Raw genomic sequence first — 19,206 nt, 5'->3', positions numbered from 1 at the left:
ATTAAAAATCAAAAAATTAAATACAATGAATTTTCCAGCAGAATTGAAATACACCAAAGATCACGAATGGATTCGTGTTGAAGGTGATGAAGCAGTTGTAGGGATTACCGATTTCGCTCAACGTGAATTGGGTGACATCGTTTTTGTTGACATAAACACTGTAGGTGAGGAAGTTGCCGCTAATGAAGTTTTCGGTACAATTGAAGCTGTAAAAACAGTTTCTGATCTATTTTTACCTGTATCAGCTACGATTTTATCGGTTAATGAAGCTATTGATGCATCTCCTGAATTGGTCAATTCTGATCCTTATGGTGAAGGTTGGATTGTTCGTATTAAATTGAACAACGCTGCTGATGTAGATGCTTTGTTATCTGCTGATCAGTACAAAGAAGAGATCAACGCATAAATTTGATATATAAGAAATAAAATAGGGGCCAAAGGGCCCCTATTTTATTTCTCGTTCCAGTCGTTTATTGACTTTTTAATGTGGTCGTTATTTTTGCTTCAGGCATATCCACGGCACTTGTCATTTCTGTTATCTTGGTAAGGCAGGTCTTTTTATCCAAGACATAAAAACCCTGTACGTTGCCTACCTGATTTGCATCCGGGCCGAACATTTTTCCTTCAACATTTACTTTGTAGCCTAACTCATTTGCTTCTATTAAAGTCATTTTGCTTTCCACCGAAATGCCGGAATCATCTGATTCAGTTTTGGATGTCCATGAATCACCTATTTTAATTGGCTGTTCAGGTAATACTGTACTTATATTTTCGAACATACTTTTATCAAACGGGATGTTAATACCCTCAGGTAACTTGATATCAGAAGATTTGCCAAGTTGATCAACATTAAAGCTAATGCTATTTTCTAGCAATTTGCCTAAGGTAGCATGCATCTGTTTGGAAAACTCATTGGCCTCGGGGTTTTTCGAGTCGTAGGACATGTCCATTCCCGCCATATTCATTTTCATGTTTATTCCGGTATATCTAAGGTCAAACGCGAAGATATTGTCTTTTTTCGTTGTATTGGTGATATCAAAGCCCATATTAAGGTCTGTAACCATTTTTTGGCCAGCAGCGTCAATATCCATTGTCATCACAAGGTTTTGCGATATTTTTTTTCCTGAATCGGGATTTACACGTAGTGTGTATTTCTTTTGTGCGGAAGCAGATATCACTAGAAATGCAAATACGGCCATCAAAGAGGCAATTCTTAATTTTTTCATATATGGAATTTTAATTTTTTTAATAAGCAACAATCGGTCAGCTTAAATATAAAAAAAATCCCTTTTACAACGTAAAAGGGATTTTAATTTTTTTAAGAATGTAATTCGTATTACTTCTTGATATAAGATACTTCTTTCACAGCCTTAACAACTTTCTCAACGCTAGGTAAAGCAGCTTCGATCAATGTTGGAGCATAAGGAAGAGGTACATCTGCACAATTTACGCGGATAACAGGGGCATCTAAATAATCAAATGCATTACGTTGTACATTGAATGCTAAATCCGTAGAAATAGACGCCAATGGCCATGCTTCTTCCACGATTACCAAACGGTTTGTTTTCTTAACAGACGCGATGATTGTAGGGTAATCGATAGGACGTACCGAACGCAAGTCAATTAATTCAACGCTGATACCTTCTTTTTTCAATTCTTCAACTGCAGGAATGACAACGCGAGGAAGCATTTTACCAAAAGATACAACAGTTACATCTGTACCTTCTTGGATAATATTAGCTTTTCCGATTTCCAAGTAATATTCTTCTTCAGGAACTTGTCCTTTATCACCATACATTACCTCAGATTCCATGAAGATAACAGGATCTGGATCGATAATAGCTGATTTCAACAAACCTTTAGCTTCATATGGGTTAGAAGGAACCACAACTTTTAAACCTGGTGTATTTGCAAACCAGTTTTCGAAGTTTTGAGAGTGTTGTGCTGCAAGCTGACCAGCATTTCCAGTTGGACCACGGAAGACCATTGGAATAGAGAACTGTCCACCACTCATCGAGTGGATTTTAGCTGCCGCATTGATTACTTGATCAATAGCAACAAGTGAAAAGTTGAATGTCATGAACTCAACAATCGGTTTTAAACCATTCATTGCAGCTCCAACTGCGATACCTGCAAAACCAAGTTCAGCAATAGGTGTATCAATGATACGTTTTGCACCGAATTCATCAAGCATACCCTGACTCACTTTGTAAGCTCCGTTATACTCAGCAACTTCTTCTCCTAATAAAAATATTTTGTCGTCTTTACGCATTTCTTCGTTCATTGCTTCACGAAGTGCTTCTCTGAATTGTATTTCTCTCATCAGTTGTAAAATAGTGTCAATTTTTAGATTACAAATCTACTATTTAAAATTGATATTTTGAAGATTTGAACCCGCTAATTCTATAGTTTTATGTCATTTTTTAATAAGTAAATGACTTTTGTATTAAATTTTTGAATATAAGTTGTTCAGATATTCCAATGTCTTTATAAGTGCCTTATTACTATTCATTATCGCTAACGGAATGTTCCACGTGGCACGGTTCCTTCTTTCCACGTAATTTGAAATACCACGAATCTCAATCACGGGAATTGTCATTTTATCGGCGGCATAGAAAACAGCAGCTCCTTCCATACTTTCAACAAGGCTATTAGGATGCAGTTTTTTAATTTTTTCGATACTTTCTGTTCTACCATGGACTTTGTTTACGGTAATTCCTTCCCCCTGTTTTAGAAAAGGAAGCCTAAGCTCCTTGTCATTCAGTAAACATGAGTTAAATGTAGACCTTCCATAGCCCAATTGATCTATTGGAATAAAATTATGACCGTCTTCCGCGCCTAGTTCAACAAATGATTCCGAAACGACTTGAATAACCGAGCCTATTTCAATCGTACGATCCAAACATCCTCCTATCCCGACATTAATGAGGAGATCATAATTTTTTTCGTGTAGCATTCTTCCCAGCTCAAAGGCTGTGGCGACCATGCCTACACCAGTTACTAAGGTATCGCATTGATCGTAATTTGATACCACTTCCAGAAAAGGCTGTAATTCAAATGAAGTAGCCGCAATAATTAATATTTGCATGACAAGCTCGTTTTTGATTGAAAATTACACATTATCTTGCAAGTAGAACTCTTTTTAGTATAAAAACATCGTTCTTGCAATGCGTCCTGCTTAGAAACGCGAGCTTGATGTCAATAAGGCCAACTGCTTTTTTGCTACGACCTTCTCTTTTATAATGCTGTACGAACTGTATAGTTTTCGCCCTGATGCTATTGTAAACAATACTAATAGATTAATATAACATCTTAAATTAGTTTAGATTTTATATATTTTTAGTTTAGGTTTTAGTTAGGCTTACTTTAGGTAAAACCTATATAAAACCTAAACTAAACCTAACTAAAGATAAAAGAAAATTGGCCTTAAAAAATCAGCATTCGTTGTAGTTCTTTTTAAACTGGGAGTATTTACACTCCGCTACAAAATTTTATATCAAATCATTCTTGAAAGCGGGTTGTAAGTAAGGATAAAGTGCTTAGATTTTTGCCTGTTTGTTCAACAAAAGAGAAAGCACTTCATTATATTACTATATTCTGACGGCATTCCTTAAATTGAGATGCTTTAATTGCACTTAAAGCCTTATCTTTGTATTATTATGATATTTATAACTCGTCGTGAACGTTTCTGTGCTGCGCACAAGCTCTATCGTGAAGACTGGAGTAAGGAGCAGAATGAACAGGTATTTGGTCTTTGCTCCAATCCAAATTGGCATGGACATAATTATGATCTTTATGTAACAGTGAAAGGAAAAGTCAATCCCGAGACTGGTTTTTTGATCGATTTAAAGATCATGAAAGAAATAATCAATCGTAGTATCATTGACAAAGTCGATCACCGTAATTTCAATTTAGATGTTGATTTTATGAAAGGAGTCATGGCTTCTACGGAGAATATCGCAATCGAAATATTTAAGATCTTAAAACCGCTGTTTGATGAACAGGGTGTGATCTTGCATAGTGTCCGTTTGCATGAAACAGAAAATAATTACGTCGAATATTTTGGCGATTAATCTTTAATACATTTAAATAGTAGAAACTATGAGTCAACACTCATTTGACAACGAAGAGTTGGATGGATATATTAAGATCGACAAATACAATACTGAAAAGGTAGATCGCATCGCTGCTCATTATACAGATATATTAGAATGTCTGGGGGAAGATCCAAAACGCGAAGGTTTAGTGAAAACACCAGAACGTGTTGCAAAGGCATTGCAATTTTTGACACATGGCTATGATATCGATGCTGCGGAGGTATTACGTGGTGCTATGTTTGAGGAAGACTACAGTCAAATGGTCGTCGTTAAGGATATTGAAGTATATTCTCTTTGTGAGCACCATATGTTACCTTTCTTTGGCAAAGCCCATATCGCGTATATTCCAAATGGCCATATTGTAGGTTTAAGCAAGATACCACGTGTCGTTGATATTTTTGCGCGTCGTCTGCAGGTTCAGGAACGTCTCACCAATGAGATCAGAGATTGTATTCAAGAAACTTTGGGCGCTCGTGGAGTAGCTGTGGTTATGGAATGCAAACACATGTGTATGGCGATGCGTGGTGTTCAGAAACAGAATTCTGTAACGACTACCTCTGCATTTACGGGAGCATTCCAAAATGATGTCACAAGATCCGAATTTCTACGCTTGATCACTGCTGATCTTGCTTAGTATATTTGTTGTTTAATAATAAAAAATGCCCCTCTAAAAGATCGTCTTTTAGGGGGGCATTTTTTTGATGAAATTTGGAAACAAAATAGAAAATCAAAAAATGGCAATATGGCTTTTTTATGCATCTGACGCGATTCTCGAAAAAAGCTCTTTACAAAAGGATAATTGTATTTTACTGGTATTCAGGTTTTTGTAAAAAAAAGTTTTTATCATAAAAATGTTTTTTGGTACCTTTGTGGTTATGGAAATTGTTGCCGACGATTTAGAGTCCTATTTGGAACATACTACAGACGAAGAAAATTCGTTACTGAAAAGGGTAAATCGGGAGACATATTTGAAGGAAACAATGCCCCATATGTTATCTGGACACTACCAGGGAAGAGTTCTTTCTTTATTGAGTAAATTGGTTGCTCCGAAACGTATCTTGGAGATAGGAACGTTTACGGGATATGCAACATTATGTCTCGCAGAGGGGCTGCAGGAAGATGGGATATTACATACTATCGATATCAATGCAGAGCAACAAGAACGCGTCCAGAGGTATTTTGATGAATCGGCATTTGCTGATAAAATCAGCTATCATATTGGAGATGCAGCGGTAATACTACCTACATTAGATGAAACATTTGATTTGGTATTTATCGACGCGGACAAAAAGAGAAATTTATATTATTTCGAAACGATAATAAATCAAGTTCCGTCTGGGGGACTTATTTTGATTGACAATGTCTTATGGAAAGGTAAGGTGTTAGATTCAAAACCAGACAACCAAACAAAGCAGATCATTGATTTGAATGCACGTTTAGCTCAGGACAAGCGCGTAGAAAAGGTAATATTACCGATTCGAGACGGACTTTTTGCCTTACGCAAGAAGTAATTTGTGAACTAAAACATTCTTCATGAATTTAAAACAATTAAAAAGCTTTGTACTGTTACTAGCTTTGGGAACTTTTGGATTAACAAAAGTTTCGGCTCAAAGTAATGCGGCATATGTCGATAAGTACAGTCCAATAGCAAAAGAAATGATGGAGGAACACGGTGTTCCAGCATCGGTTATCTTAGCCATCGCTATGCATGAAAGCGGAAATGGTGGTAGCAGGGTAGCAAAAAATTTGAATAACCATTTTGGTGTCAAAGGAAAAAACAACAGTACCGTTATTCGGTCAGCTTACAAAGGTTATCGGTCTGTAATGGACTCGTATGATGATTTTGTAGGAATAGTAAAAAGAAAAAAGACTACTCAGAGTCTTTTTGAAAAACATCCTGGTGAAAAATACGAAGCTTGGGTAAAAGCGATTGCTCGTTCGGGTTACTCCACGAGTAAAGGTTGGACAGCAAAAGTACTCGCTACTATTAAACAATATCACTTAGATATGTTTGATAATGATGCTAAGCAAAATAGATTCTCGTCAACAAAAAAATAAGCGCGACATTATTGCATGAAGAAGTTTTTTTATGGCATGTTTGTATTCATGATGTTGATTACATCATGTTCAAGCCGGAGAGGCACAATATCCTCTTCTAAATCTGGCTCCAATTCAAAAACTTCTTCATCCTCTTCTGTGGGGCGACCGACCATGGCTGGCAACGACTATATTGCTCATTACAAAGATGTGGCCGTTGCAGAAATGAATAAATATGGTATCCCTGCGAGCATTAAGCTTGCTCAGGCTTTACTGGAATCCGGTAATGGTAATAGCTATTTAGCACGTGAGGCTAATAATCATTTCGGTATTAAATGCGGTGGAGTTTGGAAAGGAAAATCCGTGACTCGTCCTGATGATAATATTAATGATTGCTTTCGTGTTTATGAAAATCCCGAACAATCTTTTCGGGATCACTCAGAGTTTCTGTTACGACCGCGATATGCGGCACTCTTTAAGTTGGATAAGAATGACTATAAAGGTTGGGCTAAAGGCTTGAAAGCAGCAGGGTACGCCACAAATCCACGTTATCCTGAATTGTTGATCGAAATGATCGAAAGATACCATCTTGATCAATATGATCGCGTTGAATCACGGCGTGAAAAAGTTGTACGAGAAGAGACCGTACAGGTTGAGATCGTACAAAATGTACAAGAAACACCTCCTACCGTAGTAAAAACAGAAGAAATCAAGAGCCCTGTCGCTATGCGTATTCATGAAGTTAAAGCTCAGGATACGTTATATTCGCTCAGTAAGCTGTACAATGTATCCGTTGATCAGATCAAATCCCTAAACGGTCTTACCGATGATGCGTTATCTTTAGGCCAATTATTGGTTATATCTAAATAGTTACGCTTTAAAAGATGTTAAATATTTCGCTTTTGTACAGCGATATAGTAGTTTTACGAAAGTGATACTATTGCGATATATTTTTCTACTTATTGCCCTTGTGGGCTTTACTTCTCCACTTTTTTGCCAAGATAAAAAAGTAGAGGGTATCGTTTTTGATAAAAATACCAAACAACGTATTGGAAATGTAAAGCTGGCCAACTTACGTACTGGAGAGGTCAATTATAATACTATCAAAGGAGAATTTGTCTTTAATGCACAGCTAGGAGATCATATTGTTGCGATATGTAAAGGCTATTTTTCGGATACTCTTCAGGTGGATAACCGTGGATTGTTGCTGTTTCATTTGGTACGGGAATCGTTTTATATTGATGAGGTTCAGGTTTTTGCACGCAAGACCCCAGAAGAAATTCTGAAAAAAGCAAAAGAGGATTATGAGAAAGCATATCGTCTTGCGGGTTATGGTGACGTATTTTCTGTTGGCCCAAATGGTGCTGGATTAAGCATTAATTCAATCTATAGTTTATTTAGCAAGGAGGCTAAAAGAGCACGTCGACTAACTAAAACCATTGAAAACGATTATAAGGAAAATGTGATCGATTACAAATTTACGAAAGAGCTTATTAGTAAGATTACAGGATTAAATAGCGAAGAAGCTGAACGATTTAGAAGGATATTTAGACCCTCCTATTTCTTTATTCTCTCAGCGAGTGATTATGAACTGGTGAATTATATCAAAGATTGTTATTCACGGTATCAATTGAACCCTTCGCAATATTTTATTGAGCCTTTTCCAACAATTAATTATAAATTAGTACCGTAAACAAAAAATAGACGTTTTCAGAATGAAGTTATTCAATTTTGTCGGCATGGCTATGCTTTGCCTTTCTATTACCAGCTTAAAAGCACAGGATCTGAAAGATCTTCGAGCAAAACCAGATACCGTAATTTCTGTACAGAAAGAGCAACCATTAAATATTAAAACGATTCGTCCTATAGTTCCAAAATTAAACTTAGAGGTAGACTATTGGAAACATTGGACAAAATTCGGGATCAATTTAAACCAGGCGTCATTTAATGATAATTGGAAAGGTGGTGGTGTTGGTTCTATTGCTGTAGGATTGAATGCTAATCATAAATCGGATTATACGAAGGACAATTTCAATTTTGTAACCGAAGTTGATTTACGTTATGGAAAGATAAAGAATACCAATAATATTGCGAAGAAGAATAATGACCGTATATTTTGGGATAATAAGCTCTCTTATAAATTGTCTGCCAATTGGGCATTGTTTACGTCTGTGACATTTGAGTCGCAATTTGATGCGGGTTATAAGTATAAAACGGTTAACGGTAGAGATACAATAGACTATATTGAGAATGCTTTTATGGCACCAGCTTATCTGACAGAATCTTTCGGTCTTGAGTATAAGCCTAGTAACGAATTTTCCTTGCGTTTTGGTACGGGTACTGCACGTCAAACTTTTATCTTGGATGAGCGTGTTAAGCCTCGTTCTGGAGAAGGTTTCTTTGAGAAATATGGATATTATAGAGATCCTAACAATCCAAGTGCGGGTACTGGTGAACGATTTGGTGTAAAGGAAGACCGCTCTTTTGCCAATGCACTGGCTTTTCAGCTAACGGGTAACCTAGACAAAAACTTCACAGATAAACTGAATGTAAAGGCTCGTTATAACCTTTTTGCTGACTACGAGAAACTTTCCAACCCTACGCACCGTTTGGATGTAACTGTAACGGCAAAAGTTACGAGAGTCATCAATGTGAACTTAAATGGTATTATGATCTATGATCCGGATGTCATTTCAAGAGTACAATTAAGCCAGTCGTTGGCGATGGGTATAGTCTATAGTTTACCAAAATAATGTTTAGGCCTGTGTCAATAGGGATATTGCTTTGTTCATTGCTGTCTTTGGCAAGCTGCAAGTCGAAGATACAGCCGGTGGTTGCAAAACCGCTAGTTGCGTCATTTGCTTCTGCATTGGTTGTGGAAGAAAAGGTCGAAGCTAAGCCAGATACCAATTTATTGACACCGGAGGAAAGAAAGGTTGTTTTTTTACAAAAGTCTGGAAACCATCCTTATTGGCGCCAAGAGGAAGCCATACATTATGATGTTCGTAAACCTAACTATGTCATTATTCATCATACAGCACAAGATAGTATTGGGCAGACGATCAAAACCTTTCAGATTCCAAGAACTAAAGTGAGTTCACATTATGTCATTGGCCGGAATGGCGAGATTATACAAATGTTGAACGATTATGTTCGGTCTTGGCATGCGGGGGTGGCAAAATGGGGTTCTATTGCCGACATGAACTCCTGTTCTATTGGTATAGAGTTGGATAACAATGGTAGGGAACCTTTTCCTGAGGCACAGATTAATTCATTGATGACAGTGCTTGATACCTTGAAATCGCGTTATTTAATCCCAACAAATAATTTTATTGGCCATGCCGATATTGCACCATCACGCAAGAATGATCCAAGCGTTTTTTTCCCGTGGAAAAAGCTTGCAGAACGAGGTTTTGGAATATGGTATGATGAAGGTCAGCTTGTGGCCCCTCCTGACAGCTTTAATGCGATAGATGCGCTTAAAATTATTGGTTATGACACCTCCAATCTAAAAGCCGCTATCGTTTCCTTTAAACGAAAATTTGTCGTTCGGGATACAACCCCCGAATTGACCATATATGATAAGAGTGTATTGTACAATATCTATAAAAAATACTGAGCCTGATCAATCAGGCTTTTTTATTTTATTCAAGATCCCTTTTGTCCTTTATAGGACGAGGCATTTTCATCCCCGGTTGTAGGATATAGGCGATTAGCATGACAGCTAGGCAGCCAATAAGATTTAGCCAGAGAAAAGGAATCTTATTCATCGACCATACTGCTATTACTATAATTTCGGAAAGAATGGCTGCAAGAAAAACAGCTTTGCCTTGAATTTTCTTCATGTAGAAGGCGACGATAAAAATCCCCAGGATAGTACCATAGAATAGTGAACCCAAGATATTGACCGCTTCGAGGAGATTACCCAATCTGTTCGCATACAAAGCAACAATAACAGTAAATGTACCCCAGATCAACGTAAATAAACGCGACCACAAAAGGTCTTGTTTTTCAGATGAGTTAGGATTAATAAATCTTTTGTAGATATCAATGGTCGTTGTTGAGGCCAATGAGTTAATAGCACTTGCCGTAGACCCCATGGATGCGAGAAAAATGACCGCTATGAGTAGCCCAATTAAGCCCTTTGGAAAGACGCTTGTCACAAAAGAAAGAAAGACATAATTATTGTCATTCGTTTCCGCTGTTGGGTTGTTTTTTTTGATTAAGTCCAAAGTCCCTTCTTTTACCGCTTGCATTTTTGCATTAAGTTGGCCGAGTGAGGATCGATAATCAGCAATTCTTTTTTCATCGTCGTGATCCAATGCTGTATTAAGCTGCTGAACAACAGATTCACGTGTTTTAAATAGCTCGCTATGCTTTTGCTCGAGAATCTGGTAGTCAGGAGCATATTTGCTTTCTTTGAGCTTCTTGATCTCGACTTGATTGAAAAAAATGGGCGGCTGATGGAATTGATAATAGGCAAATACCAGAACTCCAATCAACAGGATAGCAAATTGCATGGGGATTTTCAATAGACCATTCATAATTAATCCCATGCGACTTTCTTTGATCGAAGCCCCTGTCAAATAACGACCTACTTGACTTTGGTCGGTCCCGAAGTAGGAAAGCTGTAGGAAAAAACCACCGATTAGTCCTGTCCAAAGTGTATAGTTATTATTGAGGTCAAAAGTAAAATCCAATGCATTGGTTTTTCCTGATTTTCCTGCAATATGAAGCGCTTTTGATAATCCAATGGACTCTGGCAGCAGATGGATAACTAATATACCTGCTACGAGTAATGATCCAAAGATAATGCTCATTTGAAGCAACTGTGTATGAGACACGGCTTTGGTTCCTCCATAGGTCGTATAGATAACAACAAAACTTCCTATGGCCAATGTGGTCCATGTTAGATCAATATGAAGGATGGTCGATATAATTAAAGCCGGTGCAAAGATGGTAATACCCGTTGATATCCCTCGCTGTATCAAAAAAAGAATGGCAGTGAGCCCTCTGGTTTTGACATCAAACCGTTTTTCTAGAAATTCGTAGGCTGTAAATACTTTTAGCTTATGAAAAATAGGAACAAATGTAATGCAGAGCACAATCATGGCCAACGGAAGACCAAAGTAGAATTGGACAAAACTCATTCCTGAGGAATAAGCTAAGCCGGGGGCAGATAAGAAAGTAATGGCGCTCGCTTGCGTCGCCATTACCGATAATCCGACGTGATACCAGGGTAAAGAACGATTACCTAGAAGATATCCATCAATATTTTTTATACCTCTACTCTTATAAACGCCATATATGACAATAACTAAGAGTGTCAGAAATAACACGATCCAATCTGCTGTACTCATGAATAGTGGTTCGTGAAAATGTACAGAAAAAGGATGAATACGAATAGCCAGATAACGACCAACCAGTAGAAACGCTTCCAGCTATTCATCTTTCTTATCTATCTGAAGGCTTTTGAGGATAGATAACACTATTAAAAATAGCAGCGATAATCAATCCGACAATAGCACCACCGAAGATGCTTAGAAATGTCTCGTTTGCAGTGAATCCAATTAATGCACCAAATACTACAGCAACTAAAAGAATGATTCCTTTTGCTTTGCCAGCATCAATTGTTGTGCAGCTGTTGTCAATCTGATTTTCCATTATTATATTATTTTGATTTTGATAACAAATTTACGAATAATCTGTAAGCTCCGGGAATTCCGGCAGGCAATTGTCTGAAAAAAGACAAAGATGTATAAACAAATTTACCTTTTCCATATTGAGCAATGAGTAATGAGCCATTATGTAACGGTTCGCCGGGATCTTGCATCGTGATCGGAGTGCGGTACTTTTTATCAATATCTTCCGCAAAGTAGAGCCCTCGCTCCTGTACCCAATGTTCGAAGTCAGCTTCGCTGATTTTGTTCGGGTAATTGAAAATCGGATCATTTTTATCGAAGTGTACTGTTGCAAGTTCGTCTGTTACACGGCTTCTGCCGATGCTAAAAGGAAAAGGACCAAAGTTTTTTGAGATCAGTCCATTGTTTACATTGTATTGTTCTAGGACTGTTCCGCCCATGTTGACATACGCAAATAGTCTGTTTTGGAGCTGCGCAATTTGCTTGTTGACGTTGAATATTCGTACACCCAAGATTACAGCATCGTAGCTAGAGAGATCTGCTTTTAATGCCTGTTCGTTACTTAATACATCAACTTTAATACCAATGGCCGCCAGCGACTCCGGAATTAGATCCCCTGCCCCATGGATGTATGCCACTTTTTTTACCGCGTTGATCAGGTTGACATTGCTCATTTTTATAGCAACATCTGGAAAATAAACAATATTAGGTATATGATTGTAATCGATGGATTTTATCTCTTTTAAGTGCTCTTTGTTTGCTAAGAGGAACCCCAGGGTATCAATGGAAGATTTTGAAGCATCTGATGGTTTTATGCTGATCTCTTTGGAAATTGTACGTTCGCCTTTGTCAAAAGATAGGTCAAAAGATGCCGGTGAAACTTCCCAGCCTTTAGGTACATTCGGTCTGACGTTAAACGTGGTTGTGTTTGCTTGTCCGTTTTTCTGAAAAGTCAGATTCACTTTGACAGTGTGGGCATTTTGTGTAAGTGCCAAAGGGCTGGAACTTTTTGCCGTCAACTGTGGGACGATCACAATGGGGGCGTAGATTTCGCCACGAACAGGATCGGTATATTTATATTTTATGGGTTGACTGAGTGTGATATTTTCACCATTGATCCGGAGTTGAAATGATACCTCTGGAGCGTAGGGATTTTCTGGATAGCCGGTCAGGTTAAAATCACTGACATTAAATTTACCTTTTCCATGTGGTTCAATCAACCAGTAGGGTTGTGTCGTCCTGTCGGCATGTATAAGAACAGAGTCTCTTTGTAACTTGTTTATTTTTAGTGTTTCATGAATGCTGTTTCCATTTATTTGGGTCAGATCAACAGTTACATTTGGACGCCGAACAATAATGGAATGTTCCACTTTGATCTGATCATTCAAGGCATAAGATGGATTTTTAGCGATACTTTCGAACCAAATTCCACCACAGGCAAGAATTAGTTTTTCAACCTCTTTTTTCTTTTCAGTTTTCCAGTATTCATCATCAATTTGATCCAGTGCTTTGTACAGTTGGATCAATTCAGCAATGATCAATTCGGGCTTATCAATTTGATATGTTTGATTGATGTGATCAATCAAGGACTGAACTTTACTGCCGTTTTGAATTCTTTTCCATGAGGTGTCAACACCATCCAAGAGTGTATTTTTTGCAGGGACACCGTCTACATATTCAAAGTATTCGATTGATGAGCCGCGTTGGCTTGCCGAACCAAAGCCTTGGCTTTTGTGTGATGAACGGCTGTGTGCGGCAATTTCCCCATAAGAGGCTCCTAGAAGAGAATTGTAATCCCCGATATCTATTTTTAACTGATCTTCACGTGTATTGTTTTGACCTCCGAAATTAGCTGTATTCCAAAGCAAGCGTTTAGCTTTCCAGGGGCGTACAAATTGAAGTTGCTCTGGAAATTGATTCGGATCAGCAGCAGCTTTAAAGGCTTCATGTGCTAGAATGGCGGAAGCTTGGTGATGACCATGTCCACCCCTTGGATCGGGAGGAAAACGTGTGATGATGACATCGGGCCTAAATTTGCGGATAATCCATACGGCTTCGCTAAGAACACGCTGTTTATCCCAGAATTCGAAAGTTTCTTCTGGAGTCTTTGAGAATCCAAAATCATATGCTGAGGAAAAAAATTGTTCGCCCTTATCGATTTTTCGAGCAGCCAGTAATTCCTGCGTTCGAATTAATCCAAGTTCAATACCTTGTTCTGTTCCGATGAGGTTTTGTCCGCCGTCACCTCGAGTTAGGGATAAATAACCTGTTTTATATTTTTCTTCCTGAGCTAGCCAAGCGATTAGCCGGGTGTTTTCATCATCGGGGTGTGCTGCAAAATAGAGTACCGACCCCAGTACGTTCAGTTTTTCTAGATTAAGTTTAATTTCAGCAGCGTTCCACTGTGGATTCTGTGCTTTAACGATTGAAGTTGACAAGATACCAGCCAAAATAATGATAACAGAGAGAAAAGGTCTTCGCATGTTTAAAGATAAAGATTTTGGTGAACAACGGATTGTTGGAGATTGTAATTTTATTGAAAGTCTTTAAGTAGTCCGTTTGTGACGTTGGTTTATTGCTTTGACTTATGGATATCATGCTGAATAAACTTAGGTCAATAAGAAAAATTTAGTTTTAGCGACGAAGTAAGGGGATCGATCGCTGAAAGGTAAAATATAGGCATAAATAAAAAACGGAAATCCCAATCAAGTTGGAATTTCCGTTTAACAATTAAAATATTTTTTCCTGAAACGAATTTTTAGAGAATAGTTATTTTGTCGCTTCGCTCCAAGTGGCAACCTTTAACATAGTAAATATATGTAGAAAATATTTAGTTCTGTCAGATTACTTTAATTAGTTTTCCACATTGCTAAATTTTGTCAACATTTTAGCTTTTGGAAAACTTATAATATATAGGCGCCATACATTTAAGATGCTGCAATACAACGATATTTAGGATAAGATAGATTCTCTGCTACCTTCAAAAAAATCTGGATTGGTCTAAATCTAATTGCATATTTGTTTGAAAAATTTCAATTGATGTTAGTTTCTATGCTTCAAATGCTCAAAAATGACAGGAACAACCTTTAAAGAAAGTTTCACAAGAATGCTTTTTTGGGCAAAGACTATTTATCAATCGCACCTAGAACACGCTTCATAAACATATTTAACGCGTCTTTTTTTGAGTTGCCTTCTTTAATCAATTTATCAACCTCTACAGCTCCGTATAGGTTTGAAATCAATTCACCAAGAACGTCAAGTTCTTCATCTTTCAAAGGAGCCTCGGTTAATGCTTCCAGTGTCTCGATTGTTTCCAAGACATAATCTACATCATTCTGCTCGATGAACTCTGTCAAATGCTTAATTACTGGTAGTTTCATTGAATAATTCTACTAATGCGTCTAACTTATTTGTTTGTACCTGATTGACTAATTTACCATTTTTAAAAGCGGCAAAAGTGGGTAGGTTATTGACATTTGCTAGTTTGCGGGATTCAGGGAACTTTTCTGCATCAGCAATAACAAAAGGTACACTATCATTTTCGCCAGCCAATTTTTTGAATTTTGGTTTCATGATTTTGCAGTTACCACACCAGGTGGCGGAGTACTGAACCATAACAATATCGTTATTGTTTACAATTTCTTGTAAATTATCGTTTTCTAATTCTTGTAACATGATTTTATTATTAAGGTGATTGTTGGAGAAATCAACAGGAGCTGGGAAAAGCTCCTGCTGATAAGACGCTGTGGTCTTGTATTGTTAGTGTTTAGCTAAATAATCAGCTACACCTTTTCTATCTGCGTTCATGGCATCTTTACCTTCTTCCCAGTTTGCAGGACACACTTCGCCAAATTTCTGTACGTGAGCGTAAGCGTCGATCAAGCGTAAGTATTCTTTAACGTTACGGCCCAAAGGCATGTCGTTTACTGATTCATGGAATACACGGCCAGTTTCATCGATCAAGTAAGTTGCTCTATAAGTAACTGCAGAACCTTGTGCCAATGTTCCGTATTCAGGGTGTTCAACTTCTTGAACATCTAAGATTCCCAATATACTTGATAAGTTGCGGTTAGTGTCTGCCAAAAGAGGATATTCAACACCTTCAATTCCACCATTATCTTTTGCTGTGTTTAACCATGCAAAGTGTACTTCATTTGTATCGCAAGAAGCGCCGATTAAGACTGTATTGCGTTTTTCAAACTCAGCAGCTGCTTCTTGGAAAGCGTGTAATTCAGTAGGACATACGAATGTGAAATCTTTTGGATACCAAAACAAAAGCACTTTTTTACCTTCTTTAACTGCTTTTTCAAAAATGTTGATTTGTAAATTGTCGCCTAAATAATCAATTGCATCTACTGTAATGCTTGGAAAACTTTTACCTGTGAAACTCATAATATATCTTTCTTTTTTTTGTTGATACAAAGATACAGCAACTCGATGCAAAAAGCGAATTGATTTTACCAATACACTATCGTCAAAATCTATTATGACTAGATTATAACAATAAGTTTTTATTATAATAATGATAACTTGATCTGGCGAAGAACAGACCATTTGAATGTTTCTTGAAAATAAATGAATTAATACTGGGGTAGTTACAAATTTATGCCCTAAAATAATTGCAGTTTTGCAAATCAAAAGCTACTTTTGCGACGTTCAATTCTAGAACAACACAATGCTGGAGGGGTTCCAGAGCGGTCAAATGGGACGGACTGTAAATCCGTTGCTTCGGCTTCGAAGGTTCGAATCCTTCTCCCTCCACCATTTTTCATTTTCTAAATCCAGTTTATCTTACAGGTTCTAAATTTGCGTTTGATCTAGACTATTTCATAGTAGATGAAACCGATTTAATATTGATTTTGGCTATTGTGGATGTTAATCGCTTAGTAAAACTAGTCTATATAGGGGCTACCTCTCTTTTTTAAAAAAAATATAACAGGATTTTAGACTAGCTATTGACTTATATATAAAATAAACCTAAGTTTGGCTTCTGAAAAGGCCCCGTAGTTCAACGGATAGAATAGATGTTTCCTAAACATTTGATAGCAGTTCGATTCTGCTCGGGGCTACTGAGAAAAGCGATGGATTTCCATCGCTTTTTTTGTTTAGTCCCTAATAGTTTTTCTTTTCTTATCAAAATAAATACGTAATAGAATTGTAAATTTTTAATAGAATGTTTATTTTCGGATCATTATTTACACATACAGCAATTTTACTTTTGGCCTGTAATTCTGTAACATACATTGAATGGGAAAATTTTTATTGTACCAATTTAGAAAGGTATATGCAGCTAATCCTGCTTTTTTTGTTTGCTTTGCCATTTGGATGGCCTTAATGACAGCTATAGTTGTATTTATTCCGAAGGGAGATTCATTCCATTTTGTGAATACACGTCATGCATTTTGGGCCGATATTCTTTTTACAATACAGACCTATTTTGGAGATGGTCTTTTTGTTATAGGTGTATTTATTGCTTACTCCTGTACACAGCAGTGGAATTTTGCTCGAGCTATCCTCGGGACTTATATCTTTTCAGGGCTGATCTGTTGTGTACTGAAAAACCTTTTCGATGCCGATAGACCGGCAACGGTATTTCATGGAGACCCAACATTCCATGTTGTTTCTTGGTTGCGTGTAGCGCACTTTAACTCCTTTCCTTCTGGACATACAACTTCGGCCTTTGCAATGGCGGCTACGTTAGCCATTATCTCAAAAAATAGAGCTTTTGGTATAATTTTATTTGTTCTCGCTGTATTAACGGGTTACTCTCGGGTGTATTTGGGCCAGCATTTTGTGGAAGATGTATGGTTTGGCTCCATCTTAGGGACAGGTACGGCTTGTTTTTATCTATTGGCAATGCCTTATGTTTTAAGAAGTAAACGTATGTCATTTAGCCTGAGATTTCTTCAGGTCAAAATCTAAAGTGCAAATTCGGTAAACATGTGCTTTGATAGATTAGGCCGGGCGTGTTTCTTTAAATAAAGATAATCGTCCAACCATCATAAACATCAATAGGCCGAAACAGGCAAAAACACCGTAAGAATAGCGTAGGCTAAAAGCTTCAGCAATATATCCAATTAAAGGCGGTCCCATTAAAAAACCCAGGTAACTGATGCTTGAAACCATGGCTAAGGCTACTCCAGATGGTACATTTTTGTTCTGCCCAGCAATGCTGTAAATGGAAGGGACGTTGCAGGCCACGCCTATACCTACTAACATAAAAGCGAGGGTGCAGATGATAAATTCAGGAAAAATAACCGATGTCATCATTCCGACGAACATCAGCAGACCACTGTATTGCAGGGTTCTTTTTCTACCTAATTTGCGAATGACAGCATCACCAACAAAGCGCCCAGTGGCCATCATAATCATAAAAGAAGCGTAGCCAACGACAACAAATTTTTCGGGAGCTTGAACGATCTCCTTGAAATAAACGCCACTCCAGTCAAACATTGCCCCCTCTGTTGCCATGCTGAAAAAGCCGATAATGCCGAGTTGAAGTAGGCCACCTTCCGGTTTAGAGAAAAAACTACGCTTTTCCTTTTGAGGAGATTTGCCCGGAACCAAATACTTTTGGTTGATTAGTGTATTCGCTGCGACAATGACTAATATGATTAAAAAATGGTAAAAGGTGTTCAGACCCAAATTCATCGTTAACAAGCCGACTAGTGCACCTGTGAAGCCAGCGATGCTCCAGGCTCCATGAAAAGAAGTCATTATTGATTTTTTGAAAATCTGCTCAGTTGCAACGCCTTGCGTGTTAACGGAAATATTACACATATTGCCGGTGACACCAAACAGAAATAATATGCCTCCCAACTGCCAGGCATTCTGTGCAAAGGGGATGGAGCACAGGACCAAGGTATAAGCGATAGGTACAATACGCAAAACACTTGCACTGCCATATTTTGTGACCAGCTTTCCTGAGAGAGCCATTGTTGCAAGCTGCCCAACAGGAAGCATTAATAAAATTGTACCCAATTGCCCCTCACTTAAATGGAGATAAGCTTTAATAACGGGAATTCGACTTGCCCAAGATGCAAACGCGATCCCTTGGCAAAAAAAGAAAAGTGATACCGCGATTCTTATGCGATTTCGTTTGTTATAAAGATCTTCTTCTGAGTGAGTTAACGTTGCGTCCATAGTTTCTGATTTGAGGGTGCAAAGTTAAGGATAAGTATCCCATTAAAAAATATAATGATTCAAAAAATACTTCAACTTTTAGGTTGCAATAGGAATACAGAAATATGCCTATATTTAAATTGCTCATCGGCTTGTTGATAATTATACGCGATTAATTCGATAATTATCTTCTGTTTCAATCTTTTCAGTAAGAAAATAATACGATGTCCTTTTTGAATTTGGCTAAATCATATTTATTCAATATGATATGTTTTGCATAACCATTCCTTGTATAAGAACCGGAAAGA

The 19,206-nt window shown here is 37.6% G+C and carries 20 protein-coding genes and 2 tRNA genes; 12 read left to right on the top strand and 10 right to left on the bottom strand.

From position 1 onward, the window contains the following. Nucleotides 1–25 precede the first annotated feature (25 nt). Nucleotides 26–406, top strand: coding sequence for a glycine cleavage system protein GcvH (gcvH, locus tag M2419_RS15190; RefSeq protein ID WP_046673188.1), 381 nt, complete (start codon nt 26–28; stop codon nt 404–406). Nucleotides 407–470: 64 nt separating this feature from the next. On the opposite strand, the gene M2419_RS15185 is transcribed toward gcvH, so the two are convergent. From M2419_RS15185 to mqnB, 3 genes are all read right to left on the bottom strand, one after another. After that, the gene (locus M2419_RS15185; protein ID WP_153847944.1) at nt 471–1,226 is read right to left on the bottom strand and encodes a DUF6263 family protein; all 756 of its coding nucleotides are present in this window, start codon (nt 1,224–1,226) and stop codon (nt 471–473) included. Nucleotides 1,227–1,336: 110 nt separating this feature from the next. Continuing rightward, a complete protein-coding gene (locus M2419_RS15180; protein WP_046673190.1) occupies nt 1,337–2,323 on the bottom strand; it encodes a pyruvate dehydrogenase complex E1 component subunit beta in 987 nt (328 codons plus the stop codon). A gap of 123 nt (nt 2,324–2,446) precedes the next feature. After that, nucleotides 2,447–3,088 (bottom strand): futalosine hydrolase, encoded by a 642-nt coding sequence (mqnB, locus tag M2419_RS15175; protein WP_159729971.1) that lies wholly within the window; start codon nt 3,086–3,088, stop codon nt 2,447–2,449. Between the two features lie 571 nt (nt 3,089–3,659). Between mqnB and M2419_RS15170 the strand changes: the two genes are divergently transcribed. The 8 genes from M2419_RS15170 to M2419_RS15135 all read left to right on the top strand — a co-directional run bounded on the left by M2419_RS15170 (nt 3,660) and on the right by M2419_RS15135 (nt 9,753). Continuing rightward, nucleotides 3,660–4,073: a 6-carboxytetrahydropterin synthase gene (locus tag M2419_RS15170; protein WP_159729969.1), complete on the top strand. Its 414-nt coding sequence runs from the start codon at nt 3,660–3,662 to the stop codon at nt 4,071–4,073. A 28-nt stretch (nt 4,074–4,101) separates the two neighbouring features. After that, nucleotides 4,102–4,731 carry a GTP cyclohydrolase I FolE gene (gene folE / locus M2419_RS15165; RefSeq protein ID WP_046673193.1) on the top strand — a complete coding sequence of 210 codons (630 nt, stop codon included), beginning with the start codon at nt 4,102–4,104 and terminating at the stop codon, nt 4,729–4,731. Nucleotides 4,732–4,972: 241 nt separating this feature from the next. After that, complete coding sequence (locus tag M2419_RS15160) at nt 4,973–5,608, top strand: O-methyltransferase (RefSeq protein ID WP_153847979.1); 636 nt, start codon at nt 4,973–4,975, stop codon at nt 5,606–5,608. Between the two features lie 22 nt (nt 5,609–5,630). Continuing rightward, nucleotides 5,631–6,155: a glucosaminidase domain-containing protein gene (locus M2419_RS15155; RefSeq protein WP_159729967.1), complete on the top strand. Its 525-nt coding sequence runs from the start codon at nt 5,631–5,633 to the stop codon at nt 6,153–6,155. Between the two features lie 15 nt (nt 6,156–6,170). Continuing rightward, nucleotides 6,171–7,004: a glucosaminidase domain-containing protein gene (locus tag M2419_RS15150; protein ID WP_159729965.1), complete on the top strand. Its 834-nt coding sequence runs from the start codon at nt 6,171–6,173 to the stop codon at nt 7,002–7,004. A gap of 70 nt (nt 7,005–7,074) precedes the next feature. Next, the gene (locus M2419_RS15145; protein ID WP_220801722.1) at nt 7,075–7,827 is read left to right on the top strand and encodes a hypothetical protein; all 753 of its coding nucleotides are present in this window, start codon (nt 7,075–7,077) and stop codon (nt 7,825–7,827) included. A 22-nt stretch (nt 7,828–7,849) separates the two neighbouring features. Continuing rightward, on the top strand, nt 7,850–8,887 hold the full coding sequence (locus tag M2419_RS15140) for a DUF3078 domain-containing protein (RefSeq protein WP_159729960.1): 1,038 nt from the start codon (nt 7,850–7,852) through the stop codon (nt 8,885–8,887). An 11-nt stretch (nt 8,888–8,898) separates the two neighbouring features. Beyond that, nucleotides 8,899–9,753: an N-acetylmuramoyl-L-alanine amidase gene (locus tag M2419_RS15135; RefSeq protein WP_227550320.1), complete on the top strand. Its 855-nt coding sequence runs from the start codon at nt 8,899–8,901 to the stop codon at nt 9,751–9,753. Nucleotides 9,754–9,778: 25 nt separating this feature from the next. Here M2419_RS15135 and M2419_RS15130 read toward each other — a convergent pair whose 3' ends face one another. The 6 genes from M2419_RS15130 to M2419_RS15105 form a co-directional block, all read right to left on the bottom strand. Further along, nucleotides 9,779–11,494 (bottom strand): sodium:solute symporter, encoded by a 1,716-nt coding sequence (locus M2419_RS15130; RefSeq protein ID WP_153847950.1) that lies wholly within the window; start codon nt 11,492–11,494, stop codon nt 9,779–9,781. 94 nt (nt 11,495–11,588) lie between these two features. Further along, the gene (locus M2419_RS15125; RefSeq protein ID WP_070562731.1) at nt 11,589–11,798 is read right to left on the bottom strand and encodes a hypothetical protein; all 210 of its coding nucleotides are present in this window, start codon (nt 11,796–11,798) and stop codon (nt 11,589–11,591) included. A 7-nt stretch (nt 11,799–11,805) separates the two neighbouring features. Then, nucleotides 11,806–14,259: a PIG-L family deacetylase gene (locus M2419_RS15120; protein WP_259255307.1), complete on the bottom strand. Its 2,454-nt coding sequence runs from the start codon at nt 14,257–14,259 to the stop codon at nt 11,806–11,808. 642 nt (nt 14,260–14,901) lie between these two features. Beyond that, nucleotides 14,902–15,132 carry a DUF6952 family protein gene (locus M2419_RS15115; protein WP_236560329.1) on the bottom strand — a complete coding sequence of 77 codons (231 nt, stop codon included), beginning with the start codon at nt 15,130–15,132 and terminating at the stop codon, nt 14,902–14,904. 4 nt (nt 15,133–15,136) lie between these two features. Continuing rightward, complete coding sequence (locus tag M2419_RS15110; RefSeq protein WP_046673204.1) at nt 15,137–15,451, bottom strand: co-chaperone YbbN; 315 nt, start codon at nt 15,449–15,451, stop codon at nt 15,137–15,139. Nucleotides 15,452–15,535: 84 nt separating this feature from the next. Further along, entirely contained in the window at nt 15,536–16,414 is an 879-nt protein-coding gene (locus tag M2419_RS15105; protein ID WP_228280103.1) for a peroxiredoxin, read from the bottom strand. A gap of 42 nt (nt 16,415–16,456) precedes the next feature. Here M2419_RS15105 and M2419_RS15100 point away from each other — a divergent pair. From M2419_RS15100 to M2419_RS15090, 3 genes are all read left to right on the top strand, one after another. After that, a tRNA-Tyr gene (locus M2419_RS15100) sits at nt 16,457–16,540 on the top strand. Between the two features lie 233 nt (nt 16,541–16,773). Next, nucleotides 16,774–16,845, top strand: a tRNA-Arg gene (locus M2419_RS15095). Nucleotides 16,846–17,023: 178 nt separating this feature from the next. Further along, complete coding sequence (locus tag M2419_RS15090; RefSeq protein ID WP_153847952.1) at nt 17,024–17,698, top strand: phosphatase PAP2 family protein; 675 nt, start codon at nt 17,024–17,026, stop codon at nt 17,696–17,698. Between the two features lie 33 nt (nt 17,699–17,731). Here the strand turns inward: M2419_RS15090 and M2419_RS15085 are convergent, their stop codons facing one another. After that, complete coding sequence (locus tag M2419_RS15085; protein WP_153847953.1) at nt 17,732–18,919, bottom strand: MFS transporter; 1,188 nt, start codon at nt 18,917–18,919, stop codon at nt 17,732–17,734. Nucleotides 18,920–19,206: the final 287 nt, after the last annotated feature.

This window comes from Sphingobacterium sp. BIGb0116, from assembly GCF_024808035.1.
GTDB classification, from domain to species: Bacteria; Bacteroidota; Bacteroidia; order Sphingobacteriales; family Sphingobacteriaceae; genus Sphingobacterium; species Sphingobacterium paramultivorum.
Note: the sequence above shows the minus strand (reverse complement) of the source record. Positions and strands in the feature narration are given on the sequence as shown.